Source organism: Devosia sp. SD17-2, assembly GCF_029201565.1.
GTDB lineage: Bacteria > Pseudomonadota > Alphaproteobacteria > Rhizobiales > Devosiaceae > Devosia.
In genome coordinates, this window is the sequence record NZ_CP104002.1 from 2,461,031 (window position 1) to 2,478,754 (window position 17,724).

The 17,724-nt window shown below is 60.6% G+C and carries 13 protein-coding genes and 1 pseudogene; 10 read left to right on the forward strand and 4 right to left on the reverse strand.

The window, feature by feature from the left end; genetic code table 11:
* Positions 1-81: 81 nt before the first annotated feature.
* Both NYQ88_RS12065 and NYQ88_RS12070 read right to left on the reverse strand, forming a co-directional pair.
* A complete protein-coding gene (locus NYQ88_RS12065) occupies positions 82-456 on the reverse strand; it encodes a DUF2155 domain-containing protein (RefSeq protein ID WP_275654915.1) in 375 nt (124 codons plus the stop codon).
* Positions 457-522: 66 nt separating this feature from the next.
* The gene (locus NYQ88_RS12070) at positions 523-906 is read right to left on the reverse strand and encodes an NADH:ubiquinone oxidoreductase subunit NDUFA12 (protein WP_275654916.1); all 384 of its coding nucleotides are present in this window, start codon (positions 904-906) and stop codon (positions 523-525) included.
* A gap of 179 nt (positions 907-1,085) precedes the next feature.
* On the opposite strand from NYQ88_RS12070, the gene NYQ88_RS12075 reads away from it, so the two are divergent.
* The 5 genes from NYQ88_RS12075 to NYQ88_RS12095 all read left to right on the forward strand — a co-directional run bounded on the left by NYQ88_RS12075 (position 1,086) and on the right by NYQ88_RS12095 (position 7,942).
* Complete coding sequence (locus tag NYQ88_RS12075; protein ID WP_275651384.1) at positions 1,086-2,273, forward strand: MFS transporter; 1,188 nt, start codon at positions 1,086-1,088, stop codon at positions 2,271-2,273.
* Between the two features lie 396 nt (positions 2,274-2,669).
* Positions 2,670-6,386, forward strand: coding sequence for a vitamin B12-dependent ribonucleotide reductase (locus NYQ88_RS12080; RefSeq protein WP_275651385.1), 3,717 nt, complete (start codon positions 2,670-2,672; stop codon positions 6,384-6,386).
* A gap of 211 nt (positions 6,387-6,597) precedes the next feature.
* Complete coding sequence (locus NYQ88_RS12085; RefSeq protein ID WP_275651386.1) at positions 6,598-7,002, forward strand: VOC family protein; 405 nt, start codon at positions 6,598-6,600, stop codon at positions 7,000-7,002.
* Between the two features lie 153 nt (positions 7,003-7,155).
* On the forward strand, positions 7,156-7,407 hold the full coding sequence (locus NYQ88_RS12090; protein WP_275651387.1) for a GlsB/YeaQ/YmgE family stress response membrane protein: 252 nt from the start codon (positions 7,156-7,158) through the stop codon (positions 7,405-7,407).
* Between the two features lie 16 nt (positions 7,408-7,423).
* Entirely contained in the window at positions 7,424-7,942 is a 519-nt protein-coding gene (locus NYQ88_RS12095) for a YidB family protein (RefSeq protein ID WP_275651388.1), read from the forward strand.
* 90 nt (positions 7,943-8,032) lie between these two features.
* Here NYQ88_RS12095 and NYQ88_RS12100 read toward each other — a convergent pair whose 3' ends face one another.
* Together NYQ88_RS12100 and NYQ88_RS12105 are read right to left on the reverse strand one after the other, a co-directional pair.
* Positions 8,033-9,331: an ABC transporter substrate-binding protein gene (locus NYQ88_RS12100; RefSeq protein WP_275651389.1), complete on the reverse strand. Its 1,299-nt coding sequence runs from the start codon at positions 9,329-9,331 to the stop codon at positions 8,033-8,035.
* A gap of 29 nt (positions 9,332-9,360) precedes the next feature.
* Positions 9,361-11,649 (reverse strand): annotated as a pseudogene (locus NYQ88_RS12105) (family 78 glycoside hydrolase catalytic domain).
* Between the two features lie 342 nt (positions 11,650-11,991).
* Between NYQ88_RS12105 and NYQ88_RS12110 the strand changes: the two are divergent.
* The 5 genes from NYQ88_RS12110 to NYQ88_RS12130 are packed head-to-tail and all read left to right on the forward strand — an operon-like array spanning position 11,992 to position 17,681.
* Positions 11,992-12,921: an ABC transporter permease gene (locus tag NYQ88_RS12110; RefSeq protein ID WP_275651390.1), complete on the forward strand. Its 930-nt coding sequence runs from the start codon at positions 11,992-11,994 to the stop codon at positions 12,919-12,921.
* Positions 12,918-14,090: an ABC transporter permease gene (locus NYQ88_RS12115; protein ID WP_275651391.1), complete on the forward strand. Its 1,173-nt coding sequence runs from the start codon at positions 12,918-12,920 to the stop codon at positions 14,088-14,090. The genes NYQ88_RS12110 and NYQ88_RS12115 overlap by 4 nt, the downstream gene beginning before the upstream one ends.
* Positions 14,087-15,091 carry an ABC transporter ATP-binding protein gene (locus tag NYQ88_RS12120; RefSeq protein ID WP_275651392.1) on the forward strand — a complete coding sequence of 335 codons (1,005 nt, stop codon included), beginning with the start codon at positions 14,087-14,089 and terminating at the stop codon, positions 15,089-15,091. The genes NYQ88_RS12115 and NYQ88_RS12120 overlap by 4 nt, the downstream gene beginning before the upstream one ends.
* Positions 15,088-16,104, forward strand: coding sequence for an oligopeptide/dipeptide ABC transporter ATP-binding protein (locus NYQ88_RS12125; protein ID WP_275651393.1), 1,017 nt, complete (start codon positions 15,088-15,090; stop codon positions 16,102-16,104). The genes NYQ88_RS12120 and NYQ88_RS12125 overlap by 4 nt, the downstream gene beginning before the upstream one ends.
* Complete coding sequence (locus tag NYQ88_RS12130; protein ID WP_275651394.1) at positions 16,101-17,681, forward strand: peptide ABC transporter substrate-binding protein; 1,581 nt, start codon at positions 16,101-16,103, stop codon at positions 17,679-17,681. The genes NYQ88_RS12125 and NYQ88_RS12130 overlap by 4 nt, the downstream gene beginning before the upstream one ends.
* Positions 17,682-17,724 lie beyond the last annotated feature (43 nt).

A 17,724-nucleotide genomic window follows, 5' to 3' on the forward strand; every position in this document is an offset into this window, starting at 1 on the left:
CATAAACAGAGGTCTTTGCCAGCAGCTTTCACTGCGGCAACGATGAGAAACAGCGGATTTCGACGCTCGCCTGAAAAAAGTTCAGCGCTCGTCCGGTGGCGGGACGTTGGTCGAGGTTTTGCACTCGATCAGCCAGGCGTCATAGATCGGGTGATCGACCGCGTTTAGCGCTGGGCTATCCGCAAAGACCCACCCGGTGAAGAGCCGTTTGGCGGTGCCATCGAGATTGCGCTGGTCGACCTCGAGGAAGGCCGAGGTGCGTTGCAACGTATCGTTGGACGGCCGACTGTAACAGGCACGGGGCGTTATCTCGAGCGCGCCGAACAGGACGGTCTCGTCGATATAGACGTCGAAACGGGTAATCCGGCCGGTGATCTTGTCGAGGCCCGCCAACATGGCGACGGGATTGGCGACAGGCTGAGCCGAAACCGGAATCGATGCGGCACCCAGGCCCATCACGAAGAGCGCTCCGATGAGCGCTCTCCCAAACTTACGAGAGAAAAACGGCAAAGGCCGGCGTCCTTATTCGGGCGACCAGGCCTGGTAGTCACCGGTAACGCGCGGGCGCTCACCCTTGTTGAGCAAGCTGCCATCCGGACGATACGCTGCGGCAGTGCCGGTCAGGTTCTTCTGGTGCGGCTTTTCCCAGGCGCGCGGTTCGTACTTGGCTTCGGTCGGCACGAGGTCCGAGCGGTGATGCATCCAACCGTGCCAGCCGGGCGGGATCGTCGAAGCGTCCGCCGGGCCTGCATAGGTAACATAGCGGCGGTCGGTCTTGCGGTCCTGATAGTAGCGATTGCCGAATTCGTCGCTCCCGACATATTCGCCAAACCGCTTGATCCAGAGGCGCGTGCCCCAGGTGTTTCCACCCCACCAGGAGAAGATTTCAGTGAGAAATTGCTTGATACCGGATTTGGCCACGTGTCGATTCCGAGATTGGCAAGTCGATTGGGGTGGGGTTTAGCATGACGCGGCCTATGAGCCTAGCCAAAAGCTGCCACCCGTTGCCCGCTTGAACCGCAAATGTTGGGTGCCGGGAGCGCAATAGTGGCGACTGGCTTGATGATCGCAAGGAGGGGTTTGCCATGAGCCTGCAGAGCTTTCTCCGCATATTTTATGCCTATGTGTTCCTCTTTGATTTCATGCTCGCCTACGCGATCTACACGGCGCTGTTCGCCCTGCATAGCCTCAGTGTCACCGAGATCGGTGTTCTGCTGGCTCTCTGGTCCGGTTCTGCCATTGTCCTCGAAATGCCGTCCGGCGCCTTGTCGGATCACTTTGACCGGCGCGTCCTGCTGATCCTGGCACCCTTGGCAAAGGCGGTGACCTTTATCCTGTGGGCGATCGCAGCCGGCAATTTTTGGCTCTACGGCCTGGGCTTTCTCTTCTGGAGCCTCGCCCAGGCCATGCAGTCGGGTTCTCGAGAGGCCCTGCTTTACGAGCGCATGGCGGCGGAAGGGCGTGGCGATGATTTCGACAGGGTGTTGGGCAGAGACAATGCGGCAGAGGGCCTAGGCATTGGTCTTGGCACGCTCCTGGGCGGCTTTGTCGCCTGGCGGAGCTTTGATTGGGCGATTTGGCTTTCCATTCCGCCGCTGCTTCTAGCAGCGACCCTGGCCTTCTGGCTGAAAGATGTCCGCCGCACCCGTACCGCAGAGACGGAAACCGACACTCCGCCAAGCACCTATATCTCGCACTTCATCGATGCCGTGAACGAGTTTCGCATCCATGCGGATCTGCGTTTCACCACCACATATATCGCGGTCGGCCTGGTGATCTTCGAAATCCTCGAGGAGTTCGACCAGCTCTACTACCTCGCTATCAATGTGCCGATATGGGCCTGGGGTCTCTTGGCGGCCGGTGTTGAAGGCGTTTATGCCCTCGCAAGTCTACACGCCCATCGTCTCTCCGGGCGTCCTTGGCTGGCTTGGTCGTTGCCACTCGCGGGCGGCGCCCTGCTTGTGCTGGCGTCGCTTGGTGCCTCCCCCTTTTATGTGCTGTTGCTTTGCCTCGCCTATGTGCTGGTGGCACCAATGGGCGTTCTGGCCGAAGCGCGTTTTCATCGCGTGATGGACGGGCGGAGCCGAGCAACGACCACCTCCGCCCTGGTGATGGCGGAGAATGTGGTGGGCGTAGTTTTCACCTTGGCATTTGGCGTGTTGGCCGACACGATCGGCATATTGCCGTCTTACGGTTGGGCCGGGCTCGCCATGGCGCCGCTTGCTCTTTGGGTTTTGCGAGGCCAGTCCCGCGGCTTGCGCGCCAGCGACTAGCCACACACAATATGTGGTAGCCCACCGGCTGTGGATAGCGCGAAAATGTGGGTCTTGACAGCAATTTCAGCGACTCGGGCACCACACTTGAGGATGTCAAAACCTCAGCTTTTCCGCGGCTTTAGAGGCAGGAATTAAGGGGTCATAAACGCTTGCAGAGCGCCTTTGGAGCCCTGCGGGACACGCTAAACAGCGTTGTAACTTATCCACGCTATTCCCATATTAAACACTAGATTTTGGGCAATCATCAAAGCTCCGCACAACCCATGGTGTGCCTGCTGGAAAAAATTGATGGCTCGACTCTCGCTCAAATAAGGCTTTGATAGGATTCAAACGCGGCACGAGTCCTCCACCCCACCTCGTGCCCCCCACCGACAGATCAGCTGAGACCACACCATGCGCATAGAACGCCGGTTTACCACTGCCAACGCGGACCGCTACGCCTCGCTCGAGTTCCGCTCCGCGACCAGCGAAATCCGCAATCCTGATGGATCGGTGGTGTTCAAGCTGGAAGACATTGCTGTGCCGGCAACCTGGTCTCAGGTTGCGACCGACATCATTGCGCAAAAATACTTCCGAAAGGCCGGCGTCGCCAAGGTCCTCAAGAAGGTCGAAGAAAATTCGGTGCCGTCCTGGCTGTGGCGTTCCGTCCCCGACGAGGAAGCGCTGGCCAAGCTGCCGGAGAATGAGCGCTATGGCTCCGAAATGGACAGCCGCCAGGTCTTTGATCGCCTGGCCGGCACCTGGACCTATTGGGGCTGGAAGGGTGGCTATTTCGACAGCGAGGAAGACGCCCGCGCCTTCTTTGACGAACTCGCCTATATGCTCGCCTCCCAGCGCGTCGCTCCGAACTCCCCGCAGTGGTTCAACACGGGCCTCCACTGGGCCTATGGCATCGACGGCCCCGGCCAGGGCCATTTCTATGTCGACCCGTTCACCCACAAGCTGGTGCAGTCGAAGAGCTCCTACGAGCATCCGCAGCCGCATGCCTGCTTCATCCAGTCGGTCAATGACGACCTCGTCAATGAAAACGGCATCATGGACCTCTGGGTCCGTGAAGCGCGTCTGTTCAAGTATGGGTCGGGCACCGGCACCAATTTCTCGGCCCTTCGCGGCTCGGGCGAAAAGCTCTCGGGCGGCGGCAAGTCTTCCGGCCTGATGAGCTTCCTCAAGATCGGCGACCGCGCTGCTGGCGCCATCAAGTCGGGCGGCACCACCCGTCGCGCTGCCAAGATGGTGGTTATCGATATCGATCACCCCGATATCGAGGAATACATCAACTGGAAGGTCAAGGAAGAGCAGAAGGTGGCAGCACTCGTCACCGGCTCGAAGGTCGTTTCCAAGCACCTCAAGGCCATCATGAAGGCAGCCGTGAATTGTGAAGGTTCGGGCGACGATTGCTTCGACGTGGCCAAGAACCCTGCCCTCAAGCGCGAAGTGCGCGCCGCCAAGAAGGCACTGGTGCCGGAGAACTACATCTTCCGCGTCATCCAGTTCGCCAAGCAGGGTTACACCGATCTCGAATTCCCCATCTACGATACCGATTGGGATAGCGAAGCCTATCTGACTGTTTCCGGCCAGAACTCGAACAATTCCGTCCGCGTGACCGACGACTTCCTCAACGCTGTCGAGAACGATGGCGACTGGAACCTGATCGGCCGCATCAAGGGCAATGTCACCAAGACGCTGAAGGCGCGCGACCTCTGGGAACAGATTGGTTACGCAGCCTGGGCCTCCGCTGACCCCGGTATCCAGTACCACACCACGATCAACGAGTGGCACACCTCCCCGGCTGCCGGCCAGATCAACGCCTCCAATCCGTGTTCGGAATACATGTTCCTCGACGACACGGCGTGCAATCTGGCGTCCGTCAACCTGCTGCCCTATCGCAACGCCGACTCCACGTTTGACACCGCCGCCTACGAGCACACCGTCCGTCTCTGGACCATCGTGCTCGAAGTTTCGGTCATGATGGCGCAGTTCCCCTCGCGCGCCATTGCAGAACGCTCCTACGAATACCGCACGCTCGGCATTGGCTACGCTAATATCGGTGGCCTGCTGATGACCTCCGGCATTCCCTATGACTCCGCCGAAGGCCGCGCCATTGCCGGCGCTATCACCGCCATCATGACCGGCGTGTCCTATGCGACCTCGGCCGAAATGGCCAAGGAGCTCGGCCCGTTCAAGGATTACAAGCGCAATTCCAAGCACATGCTGCGCGTCATCCGGAACCATCGCAATGCCGCCTACGGCAATACCGATGGCTATGAAGGCCTGTCGATCAAGCCGGTCGCGCTTGATCACGCCAATATCTCCGACGCAGCCCTCAGCGAGCGCGCCAAGCTGGCCTGGGACAATGCCCTCGCCCTCGGCGAACAGCATGGCTACCGTAACGCCCAGGTTTCCGTTATCGCGCCCACCGGCACGATCGGCCTCGTCATGGACTGCGACACCACCGGTATCGAGCCGGACTTTGCCCTGGTGAAGTTCAAGAAGCTGGCCGGCGGCGGCTACTTCAAGATCATCAACCGTGCAGTGCCCCCGGCCCTGCGCACCCTCGGCTACTCGGAAGACCAGATCGCCGAGATGGAAGCCTATGCGGTCGGCCACGGCAATCTCAATCAGGCCCCGGGCATCAACCCGGCGACCCTGCGGACCAAGGGCTTTACCGACGACAAGATCGAGGCGCTCAACGCCGCGATGAAGTCGGCATTCGACATCAAGTTCGTCTTCAACCAGTGGACGCTCGGCGCTGATTTCCTCAAGGGCCTCGGCGTCACCGACGAGCAGCTCAATGACTTCTCCTTTGACCTGCTGTCCTTCCTCGGCTTTGCCAAGAAGGACATCGAGGCTGCCAATATCCACGTCTGCGGTGCCATGACGCTCGAAGGCGCGCCCTTCCTCAAGGAAGAGCACCTGCCCGTCTTCGATTGCGCCACTCCGTGCGGCAAGATCGGCAAGCGCTACCTCTCGGTTGAATCGCACATCCTGATGATGGCGGCCGCCCAGCCATTCATCTCCGGCGCGATCTCCAAGACGATCAACATGCCAAACGATGCGACGGTTGAAGACGCAAAGAGCGCCTACATGCTGTCCTGGCGCCTCGCTCTCAAGGCCAATGCGCTTTATCGCGACGGCTCCAAACTCAGCCAGCCGCTGAACTCGTCCGTTCTGGCTGCCGCCGACGACGAAGAGGATGAAGAGGCTATCGAGAACGTCATCTCGATGACCGCAGACGCGCGCGTCCCGGCGATTGCTGAGAAGATCGTCGAGCGCATCATCGAGCGTGAAGTCGAAATCCGCACCCGCGAGAAAATGCCGGATCGCCGCAAGGGCTATACCCAGAAGGCTGTCGTTGGTGGCCACAAGGTCTATGTCCACACCGGCGAATATGCCGATGGTCGCCTCGGCGAAATCTTCATCGACATGCACAAGGAAGGCGCTGCCTTCCGCGCCATGATGAACAATTTTGCCATCGCCATCTCGATCGGCCTGCAATATGGCGTGCCGCTGGACGAATATGTGGAGGCCTTCACCTTCACCCGTTTCGAGCCTGCCGGCATGGTCATGGGCAATGATCGCATCAAGAACGCGACCTCGATCCTCGACTACGTGTTCCGTGAACTTGCGGTTTCCTACCTCGACCGCGATGACCTGGCCCACGTCAATCCCGACAGCCCGACTTCGCTTGGCAAGGGTGTTGCCGAAGACCAGGGTTCGCGCAATGCAGCCGCCACAGCCCCGGTTCCGGCCGAGCGCTTCGTGTCGCGCGGCATGACCCGCGGCAAGACGGCCAATGCATCCCTGATGCTTGTCCCGACCGCCGAGGCCAGCCGTTATGCGCCTGCCACTTCGACTGGCGCTTCCACCGTCACCTCGATGCGCAGCGCAACGGCCCTCAAGATCGATCCGAGCCCGACGGCCCTCAACGTGGCCGAGCTGTCCCCGATCCCGGCCCCGCCGCCGTCCAAGGACACAGGCCTGCTGCGCGCCGAAGCCCAGATGAAGGGCTACACCGGCGACCAGTGCACCGAGTGCCATAACTTCACGATGGTGCGAAACGGCACCTGCCTGAAGTGCGACACCTGCGGCACGACAACGGGCTGCAGCTGACTTTGAATGGCCCGGTCACGAACGTGACCGGGCCAAACTTTTCTCACCAGGATAGGCAAGCAGGATGTCGAGACGGCCGCGGAGCTAACTGTGATACTGGTTCACAACCAAGCTCCCGTAAACAGGCGGGGGACTTGAGTGACTGACGGCCTCCCTTGTCTCTCCCCCTCGCGACGCGTAACCTCCGACCTAAACAAGCGGAGGAACCATCATGGCCGATTATCACCCCAAGGGCGGCGTGACGCCGTATCTTTCCGTGGACGGCGCCCGCAAGGCTATCGACTTCTACAAGATCGCTTTTGGTGCCGTCGAGCGCGAGACCATGGCGGGCGAGGACGGCCAGCGGCTGATGCATGCGCAGGTCGATATCAACGGCACGCCGATCTTCCTCAGCGATTTCTTTCCCGATTATGGAATGCCGCCGGTCGCCCCGGCCGGGTTCAATATTCATATCCACGTCGATGACGCGCAGACGTGGTGGGACCGTGCCCTTGCCGCCGGCTGCACCGTGACGCAACCGCTGGAAAAGCAATTTTGGGGCGATATCTACGGTCAGCTGAAAGATCCGTTCGGCGTGACCTGGGCGATCGGACAGGCCACGGCCGAGAGCGAGTAGCCCGCTCAGCACCGTGACGATGTCACCATGAAGCCGTCATTGGCTTCCTGGGCATTCGTCTGTGACCGCTAGCTTCAACCGACGCGGCCTGAGCTTTGCAACCTAAGTTAGTGACCACGCGTTTCATGATCTCCTAAAGCAAGGGGATGTCTCGTGGGTATCATCTGGACCATCATCATCGGGCTTATTGCCGGCATCGTGGCAAAATTCATCGTACCGGGAAACCGAGAACCGGCCGGCTTCGTGCTCACGGCACTGCTTGGTGTGGTTGGCGCTTTTGTCGCGGCTTTTCTTGGTCAGGCAATCGGTTGGTATCAGCCGGGAGAAGGCGCTGGCCTGATCGGAGCCATCGTCGGCGCTGTGATCATTCTCGTGGTTTGGGGTTTTATGGCGCGTCGCGCCTGATCAAAGGAACACACTCATGGCAAATCGCTCCCCCTCACTTCTCGCCCTGCTCGGCCTGCTTGCCGTCGCCGGTTATCAGAACCGTGACAAGATCGGTGACGCGCTGAAGGGCCTGCAGACCAATGCCGGCAACGGCCAGCAGCCTGGCGGACTGGAAGCGGCTGGAATGGGCGGCCTTGGCGGCATTCTGGGTGGTCTAGGCGACCTCTTCAGCGGCAAGCCCGGCAATGGCAACATCCTTACCGGTGGCCTTCAGGACCTGCTCGATAATTTCAAGGACAATGGCCAGACCGAAACGGCCGATTCCTGGACCACCCCCGGCGTTCCCACAAAGGGGCTCTCGACAAATGAGGTCGAGGCGGCACTTGGCCGTGACACGCTGACCCAGTTGGCGTCCACCACCGGGCTCTCCTACGATGAGCTGCTGAAGCGCCTCTCCACCAGCATTCCCGAAGCTGTCGACAAGCTGACCCCAGACGGCCGTTTCCCCCAAACGGACGAAGAGGCCCGCGAAAGCTTTTTCCGCACGCTGTAGGCAGGAAATAGCACTCATGGCCCTTGCGGGTCAGCTGTCGTCGCTCACGCGGCCCGGTTCTTCGACCGGGGCGCGTTGCTGTTTGCGTCGTTACCAGCCTGGCAAGCCGAGCTGCTGGGCCTGCTTGCGAACGTCTTCGTCATAGAGTGCGGCACCATCGGCAGCAGAGCGGGTGCCCGAGCCGATTTCGACGGTGATCTGCTCCAGGGCCGGACCCTTGATCGGAGACAGGAACTCGAGCGCTGGGGCGGTATTTCCAGCCTCGAAATAGGGCAGCATGTCTGCAACGCCGCGGGGCACGTCGGCTGGCAGTTCACAGCCATTGACGAGGAACGGGCCGGTAACCGCGCCGCCCTTCACCTGGGAAGCGCACCCTTCCTGGCTCGCGACGAAGGCAACGAAGCGCTTGGCCGCCTCCTGGTTGGTTGAAGCGGCAGGAATATAGATGCCGTTCGGCAGCCAGATGGTGAGGCCGTTGTCCGCAGGGTCATCACCGGGGATGGCGAAGAAGCCCACGTCTTCAACATTGTCGGGATAGTTTTGTGCGACCGTTGCCAGCCCGAAGGTCAGCATCGGGTAGTGGGCGCCCTCGCCCAAGGCGATCATGCGCAGGCCATCTGCCAGTACGGCAGCGCCATAATCCTCGTTGAGGTAGCCCGCTGCGGACAGCTCTGCCAGTTTCTCGAACGAACGGATGCCACCAGGGTCCGTAGCAAATTTGGCTTCGCCGGCCGTGTAGCGGTTGGCGAACTCAGGATCTTTTGACTGGACGTTGTAGTAGTCGCCGAGGAAGAGAACTTGGCTGGTCCAGGTGTCGGTATAGGTCTGGATAACCGGGGCCGCCTTGCCTGCCGCCTTGATTTTCTCACTATTGGCCATGAACTCAGCCCAGCTCTTGGGGATGGACAGGCCCAGCTCTTCGTAGATCGGAATGTTGTAGAAGAAGCCACCGCCCATGGCGTTCTGGATCGGGGCGCCACGCACGGTTCCATCGGGCGCCGTGACGACCAGCTTGAAGGAGTTCTGCACCTCGGCCTGCCAAGGCTCATTGGTCAGATCGACCAGCGACTGGGCGGGATTGATCGCCTGGAATAGCGATCCCGAATTGTAGAGGAAGACATCGTTCATCGAGCCTGTGGCAAGGCGCGTCTTGACCATGTTGTCGCGCTCGGTGCCGCCGGGCCCGATTTCGATTTCGACCTTGATGTCGGGATTGGCGGCCTCGAAGTCTGCTACCAGCTGCTCGGTGACGGCAACGGTCGCCTCGTCGTTACCGGTGAAGAAGCTGATCGTCGTCTGCTGCGCCATGGCGAGGCCGACCATACCTGTTATCGACAACAGGCTGGCGGCAAGTCCGGCGAAGGCTGTTCTATGAAGTCTGATCGTCATCGGGTTCCTCCCTTGAGCCCTTATGGGCGTCATTGGTGCCAGTGAAGTCGGAAACACGCTCTGTGCTTGCCGGGCGCGACCTGGCGGCGCACCGCTTCTCCCTCCGCCGCAGCGATTGCTTCGCCGTCGACGTCTATCTCGAAATACCGGGGAGCGAGGACGAGCTCGCCCAAACTGCCGTCCGGCACCGTGAACTCGTATGTCACCCGATTGCCATCGACGCTCCATGCGGCCTCGATCCGGCCACGCGCACTGTCGTGATGGGCCGAAATGGGGGACAGGCTCGGCACGATAAGCGGCTCGAAAATGACCTTTGCAAACCCGGGCTGGTCCGGATCCGGCCGAAAGCCGGCGACTGCCTCGAAGAGCCACTGGCAGACCGCGCCATAGGCATAGTGATTATACGAATTCATCGTCGGCTCGAAAATCGACCCGTCGGCCTTGATCCCGTCCCAGCGCTCCCAGATCGTGGTCGCCCCGCGCTTCACCTGCGCCAGCCAGCCGGGCACTTCCTCCTGTAGGAACATGCTGGCGGCCAGTTCCGGCTCGCCGATCTTGACCAGAGCAGGCAGCAGCGCCGGCGTACCGATAAATCCGGTACCGATCCGCCCCCTCGCCCGGGCAATTGTCGCCCTGAACCAATTCTTGGCAGCGGCAATGTGCTGGTCCGGGATAAGATCGTGCAAAAATGCCAGGGCATATGAACTCTGGTCGTCATAGAGCAGACGCCCTGCCGGCGTGATGAACTCCTCAGCGAATGCCGACTTTACCGCATCGGCCCGCGCCGCGAACTTGTGGGCCGCCTCGGTGTGTCCGAGCAATGCGGCAATTCGGGCGATCTGGACGGACGACATATAAAGATAGATCGTGGCCGCCGCATCGTCCCCCATGGTCGGCACGGCCTTGAGGAAATCGTTCTGTGGCTACAACCAGTCCCCAAAGGTGAAACCCTTGATGTCCCAGTTTGACGGCGGCCGCACGATCGGCCCGCCGCTGATCGACCAGACAAAATCGTTCCAGCGGGTCATGGCCGGAAAGGCCTCTGCCAGAATGGCACGGTCCCCGTAATGTTCGTAAAGGGTCCATGGAATGACGCTGATGGCATCCCCCCAGCCGGTGGAGCCGGCATAGGCCGGGGTCTCGGGGCCAGCCTTCAAGCGTTGCGGACAGGGGGACACATGGGCAATCGCGCCATCCTCGTCCTGATCGACGATCATCTCGCGCACGAATTTTGTCAGAAAGGCATGACTGTCCGCGAGATAGCAGGCGGTCGGAGCAAAAACCTGCGCATCGCCAGTCCAGCCCAGGCGCTCGTCGCGTTGCGGACAGTCCGTGGGAACGTCAATAAAATTGCCACGCTGCGACCAGATCGTGTTCTCGACAAGCCTGTCGACCAGGGGATTAGCCGACGAAAATGAGGCTGCAGCATGCGGCACTGACGTGATTGGAACCGCGACGATCGTATCCAGCCGCACCCCACCTTCAACCGTTGCCCGAGCATAACGGAACCCCAGAAAGGTGAAGGTTGGGCGGTAGTCTTCAACTGCGCCGCCTGCAAAGGTGTAGTCGATTATCGCCTCTGCACTCCGATAGTTGACGTTGTAGAAATTCCCGTCCTTGTCGAGGATTTCAGCGTGTTCCAGAAGGACGCGGGCTCCTGGCTCGCCCATCCCCACGAAGGCGACGTAGCCGCCGATATTCTGGCCGAAATCGAATATCGTCCGTCCTTCAGCATCGAGCCAGCTGCGGATAGGCACCAGTTCGGCAAGCTCCTGTACGGGCCTGCACTCCTGGGCGATGAGGACCGACTGGTCGAAGTCGAGTATCTGGACCCCGTTGTCGGCTTGCGGCTTTACCCGGGCATCGAATTTTTCGCCGAAATAGATGCCGGATTTGCGCACCGGCGTTTCGCCGCTTAGCCAGCTATCATCTGTTGCGACAATCACCTCGCCCGCGGGATCTCGCCGCAGTTCCGCGAAAGCACCGAGCCTGTCGCCCCAGACATTGTCCAGGTTGGCTCCACCCCAAACCAGAGGGGAGCGGAACCAGCCCTCGCCAAGCCAGATTTCGATCCTGTTCGCGCCCGGTACGAGCAGGTTGGCGACCGAATATTCCTGGAAGGCCAGACGCGCATCGTAGTTCGTCCAGCCCGGGGTCAGAACATCGGCGCCGACGCGCTGGCCGTTGATGAAGGCCCAATATAGGCCCCAGGCGGTAACAATCAGCGTCTCCGTACCGACGACGGTGTCAATCGAGAACTTGGTGCAGACAAATGACCCAGCAGTGCCCACACCCTTGTCCGCAAGCGGGTGGATCATCTTTGCCGCCCAGCCATCTGGGCGTGCGAAAGGGTTCGCGGCCGCGCGCGGCAACGTCGGATCAGACAAGATGGAACTCCTCCGCCCAGCGTTGAACGCCGATGTGCACTGTTATTTGTATAACGTTGTACAGCCGAAATCGGATTGCAAGCGGAAACCGCACGGGCAATTCGTTGCTGGCCGGACACCCCAGCTGTCAGCAGTGCGTTCGCCCGGTGACGTTGGGATCGGGGTAGGACAGTCTTTAAGTGGATTGCTTATCTCCTCGTTTGCTGATGCAAATCGGGGACTGTATCCATGTCGCTGTAACGCGTTATAAAATCGGTCCGGGCTCCACTGCGAATGTACTCCTATCTGCTGCATCGGCTGGGAATGATGGTGCTGACGTTGTGGGCCATCGTCACGCTGACCTTCTTCCTCATGCACGCCGTTCCTGGTGGACCTTTTGTCTCCGAGCGCATGCTGGCGCCCGAAATTGAGGCTGCGCTGAACGCGAAATATGGCCTCGACCAGCCCGTCTGGCAGCAATATCTGAACTATCTCTCGGGCATCTTGCGCCTCGATCTGGGTCCGTCATTCAAATATCCGGGTGTGTCGGTTAATTCGATGATCGCAGCCGGCCTGCCGGTGACGCTGAGCACAGGGCTGCTCGCCATAATCTGCGTCGTTGCGCTGGGCGTGCCGCTCGGCATCGTCGCCGCGCTCAACCGCAACCGCTGGCCAGACACGACGGTCATGATGATTGCCACCCTGGGCGTCGCCATCCCGAGCTATGTGATTGCGACAGTCACGCTTTATGTGTTTGCCCTACGCCTTGGCTGGGTACCGACGTTCGGGCTCGACAACTGGCGAGGCTACATCCTGCCGGTCTTTGCGCTCTCGGGCTTCTGGATCTCCTTTATCTCTCGCCTGACCCGTTCCTCGTTGCTCGAGACGCTCGAGCAGGACTACATGACGACGGCGCGGGCCAAGGGCTTGCGCAAGGGTCAGATCCTCTTCAAGCACGGCCTGCGCAATTCCCTGTTGCCGGTCGTGACCGTCCTGGGGCCGGTCGTCGCCAACCTCATCACCGGCTCATTCGTCATTGAGCAGATCTTTGCCCTGCCCGGCATCGGTCGGCACTTCGTGCTCTCCATCACCAATCGCGATTACACGGCCATCATGGGCATCACGATCTTCTACGCCGCCATCCTGATGGTGATGATCCTGATCGTTGACCTGCTCTATGTCTGGCTCGATCCGCGCATCAAACTCTCCAAGGCCAGCGCATGAGCGATATCGCACGCGAAATGTGGGACAAGGCACCGCCCGCGGCCACAGCCACACCGGTACCGCCGCCAGCACCAACCTATGGGCAGGAAGTGCGCCGACGGCTATGGGCCAACAAGCCCGCCGTCGCCAGCATCATCTTCATCATTCTGCTTGTTCTGGCGGCGTTCTTTGGTCCGTATTTCTCACCCCATACCTATTTCAAGCAGGATCTGAAGCTCGCCAATATTCCCCCGGCGTTCGAGACTTACAGCGTCGTAGACAGCACCGGCGCCACGACGCGGTTTTTCCTCAATGCCTCCAACTTCAACCTCTATGAGGTGGATGCTGACGGGAATGTCCTCGGCCTGCTGCGCGGCGGCCGAAAGGACATGATCAAGAAGGCTCAGCCCTTCGAGTTCGGCGATCTCACCATCACGCTCGACTATTCAAAGCTTCCCGTCCGCCTCATCACTGAGGATGGCGCGGAGGTACGGCCATCGGGCTGGAGCTGGAACAAGACCTATCTGTTCGGCACCGACCAGCTTGGCCGCGACATTCTCGTTCGCCAGCTCTATGGCGCGCAGATTTCGCTGACCGTGGCCTTCGTCGCTACGCTGGTGAACTTCTTCATCGGAGTGTTTTACGGCGGCATCGCCGGTTACCTTGGCGGCCGAGCTGACGCGATCATGATGCGCATCGTCGAGATCATCTCGACCATTCCGCTGACGCTCTATGTCGTGCTCCTGATGGTGGTGTTCGACTCTGGTCTTCTCTCCATCATCGTCGCCATCGGTTCGGTGTTCTGGGTCGACATGGCGCGTATCGTGCGCGGCCAGATCCTCGGCCTCAAAGCACAGGATTATGTTGCGGCGGCGCGAACCATGGGCGCGTCCCCTGCCCGCATCCTCGTTCGGCACCTGTTGCCCAACTCCATCGGCCCGATCATCGTCACGCTGACCATGATGATCCCCTCGGCCATCTTCATCGAGAGCTTCATGAGCTTCATCGGCCTCGGGGTAACACCGCCGCTGGCGTCCTGGGGGTCGCTGACCTCCGAGGCTGTCGAAACCATGCGCGCCTACCCGCACCAATTGTTTTTCCCTGCAGCGGCCATTTCGCTGACCATGTTCGCCTTCAATTTCCTCGGTGACGGTCTGCGCGACGCCCTCGATCCAAGGTTGCGCGGATGAGCGAGCCCATTCTTTCGGTCAAAAACCTCAGCACCTCGTTCTTCACGCGTCGCGGCGAAGTTCAGGCCGTCCGCGGCGTCAGCTTCGATGTCTATCCCGGCGAGATCCTTGGCCTTGTCGGGGAAAGCGGCTCGGGCAAGTCGATCACCTGCATGTCAGTGCTGAAACTGCTCAAGGCTGGCGGCCAGATCAAATCAGGCACCGCCACATTTGAGGGTGTGGACCTGCTCTCGCTGGACGAAACCGCCTTGTCGGATCTTCGCGGCAATCGCATCGGGGTGATTTTTCAGGACCCCATGACCTCGCTCAACCCCACCCTGACCGTGGGCGAGCAGGTGATGGAAACCATCCTTCGCCATCGCAAGGCCAGCCGCGCAGAAGCCCGCGCCCGCGCCATCGAACTTTTCGAGCTCGTCCGCATCCCTTCGGCTGCTGATCGCCTCAATTCCTACCCGCACGAATTTTCCGGCGGCATGCGCCAGCGGGTGATGATCGCCATGGCGCTCGCCTGCGATCCAAAACTGCTGATCGCCGACGAGCCAACAACCGCCCTCGACGTCACCATCCAGCGCCAGATCCTGGCATTGCTCAAAGATCTGCAGCAGCGCCTTGGCATGGCGGTCATTCTCATCACCCACGACCTCGGCGTCATTGCCGAAGTGACCGACCGCGTGTTGGTACTCTATGGTGGCCTCGTCATGGAAACCGCCCCGGTGAGCGACCTCTTCGCCCGTCCCGGCCACCCCTATACAACCGGGCTGCTGAGCGCCGTACCAGACCTCCGCGACGACACGCACCGGCGGCTGACACCTATCCCCGGCAGTCCGCCCAACATGCTGGCGCCGCCACCGGGATGCCCCTTTGCCCCTCGCTGCCCCCACGCCATGAACCATTGCATCACGGCCCTTCCGCCGCTCTTCGGCGATGCCCACCAGTCCCGCTGCTGGCTTCAGCATCCTGATGCGCCGAAGTCGGGCGCCGTTCACGAGGTGGCCGCATGAGCGAGCAACCCCTCCTGTCCCTCCGCAACGTGACCAAGCATTTCGCCCTGCCTGCAGGACCATTTGCCGCCAAGCCCATTCTGCGCGCCGTTGACGGCGTCGATCTCGACCTGATGAAGGGCGAAACCCTCGGTCTGGTCGGGGAGAGCGGCTGCGGGAAGTCGACACTTGCCCGGACGGTCATTCGCCTCCACGAGCCCACTTCGGGCCAAATTCTCTTCAAAGGCCAGGACGTCGCCAAGGCGCCCGAGAGCCAATTGAGTGCATTCCGGCGTCAGGTCCAGATGATTTTCCAGGACCCTTACGCCAGCCTCAATCCCCGCATGAGCGTTGGCGAGCTGATCGCCGAGCCACTGGAGATCGCCCGCATCGGCTCCCCAGCTGATCGCCGGAAAAAAGTCGCCGATCTCATTGATCGCGTTGGCCTTCCGTCTGACAGCGCAGCCCGATTTGCCCATGAATTTTCCGGCGGCCAGCGTCAACGCATCGGCATTGCCCGCGCCATTGCTCTCGAACCCGATCTGGTCATCTGCGACGAACCAATTTCGGCCCTCGACGTGTCGGTGCAGGCGCAGGTCGTCAACATGATTGAGGACCTGCAGGCTGAACTGGGCCTGACCTATCTCTTCATCACCCACGATCTTTCAATGGTCCGGCACATCTCAGACCGCATCGGGGTCATGTATCTGGGCAAGATCGTCGAGCTGGCGGCAAGCAGCGAGCTCTATCACCGTCCTTCCCATCCCTATACGCAGGCGCTGCTCTCAGCCATTCCGGTGCCTGATCCGGCGGCGAAACGCGCGGTCGAACCCATGCAGGGGGAAATCCCCAGCGCGCTCGACATTCCATCAGGCTGTCGCTTCCGTACCCGCTGCCCGCTCGCGACCGAGTTGTGCGCGCGGGTCGAGCCGCAGCTTACCGACCTTGGCAATGGACATGTGTCCGCCTGCCATTACGCCAAAGACCTGGCTCAAGGGACCAGTTCGACATTGCAACAGGAGAGAATGCGATGAACAAGATGCTATTGCCGCTGATGACAGCGGCCCTGATGGCGAGCACCGGAGGGGTTTGGGCCGCAGGCGAGCTGACCTATGTGGTCAACAACGAAAGCGCCAAGTACGATCCCGGCACGACCGCCGAGACATTCGCCGCTCCCATCATCGGCAACACATTCGAAGGCCTCGTGCGGATGGACGCCGAAGGCCAGGTTGTTCCTGCTCTGGCTGAATCCTGGGAAGTGTCCGAGGACGGCCTGACCTACACCTTCACCCTGCGCGATGCGAAGTGGTCCGATGGGGAGCCCGTGAAGGCGTCCGACTTCGTTTATGCCTGGAAGCGCGTGCTTGATCCCGCAACCGGCGCGATGAACTCTCAGATGCTCTACCACATCGTCGGTGCGGAAGAGGCCTATGGCGGCGCGGACAGCGAAGCCATCGCTATCTCGGCACCGGATGACAAGACGCTCACGTTCACGCTCAAGCAGCGCGTGCCCTATATGCTGCAGCTGCTCAATTACCCGGCCTTCTACCCGGTGCGCGAAGACGTTGTCTCCGCTGATCCGGAAGGCTGGACCCGTAATCCCGCTACCTTCATCGGCACTGGCCCGTTCCGAGTCAGCGCGTTCAACGCCGGCGAGTCCGTCGTGTTCGAAAAGAACCCGAACTATTATGCTGCCGACGAAGTCAGCCTCGACAAGCTGACCTTCCGCCTGATCCCCGATCCCGCAACGGCCCTGGCTGCCATGGAAGCCGGTGATGTCGACGGCATCGAGTCCGTACCAGCGCCCGAAATTCCGCGCCTTTCGGTCGAATCTGATGCGTTCCTCGTCGTTCCTGCCCTTGGCACGACCTACGCAATGTTCAACCCGAACCAGGCGCCACTCGACAATCTGAACGTCCGCAAGGCCCTGTCCATGGCCATCGACCGTTCCGAAATCATCGAGTTCGTGCTTCAGTCGGCCGACACCCCGGCACTGGGTCTGGTTCCCCCGGGCATGAGCCTCGGCGGTGAAGACTTCACCGATGGCCGCGACAATTTCGGCCTCTCGGAAACTGCGGACATTGAAGGCGCTCAGGCTGCCCTGGCAGAAGCCGGCTACCCGAATGGCGAAGGCTTCCCCGAGACCGTCTTCATCACCTACACCTCGCCGCCGATCGAAAAGCTCCTCGAAGCGATCCAGCAGATGTGGAAGGAAAACCTCAACATCGACGTGAAGATCGAAGCCACCGAATGGCAGGTCTATTATCCGGAAGTGCAGAAGGTCGAATACCAGATCTCCCAGATGGGCTGGGGTGCTGACTATCCGCACCCGATGACCTTCCTCGACAACTTCGTCACCGGTTCGCCCAACAACCTCAACAACTGGTCGAATGCCGATTACGACACCGAAATCGCTGCTGCCAAGGCGGCAAGCGACGAGGCGACCTCGCGCGATCACATGCGTGCAGCCGAAGCGATCCTGATGAACGATCACTCCATCCTGCCGCAGTATCACCGCTACAACTACATGATGATGAGCCCGAAGGTCTCCGGCTTCTGGCGCTCCCCGCTCAACGTCCCGTATTTCCGCGACGCTGAAATCTCCGAATAAACTGCCAATCGCTCCCGCCCCAAAAGGGCGGGAGCCTCTCTAA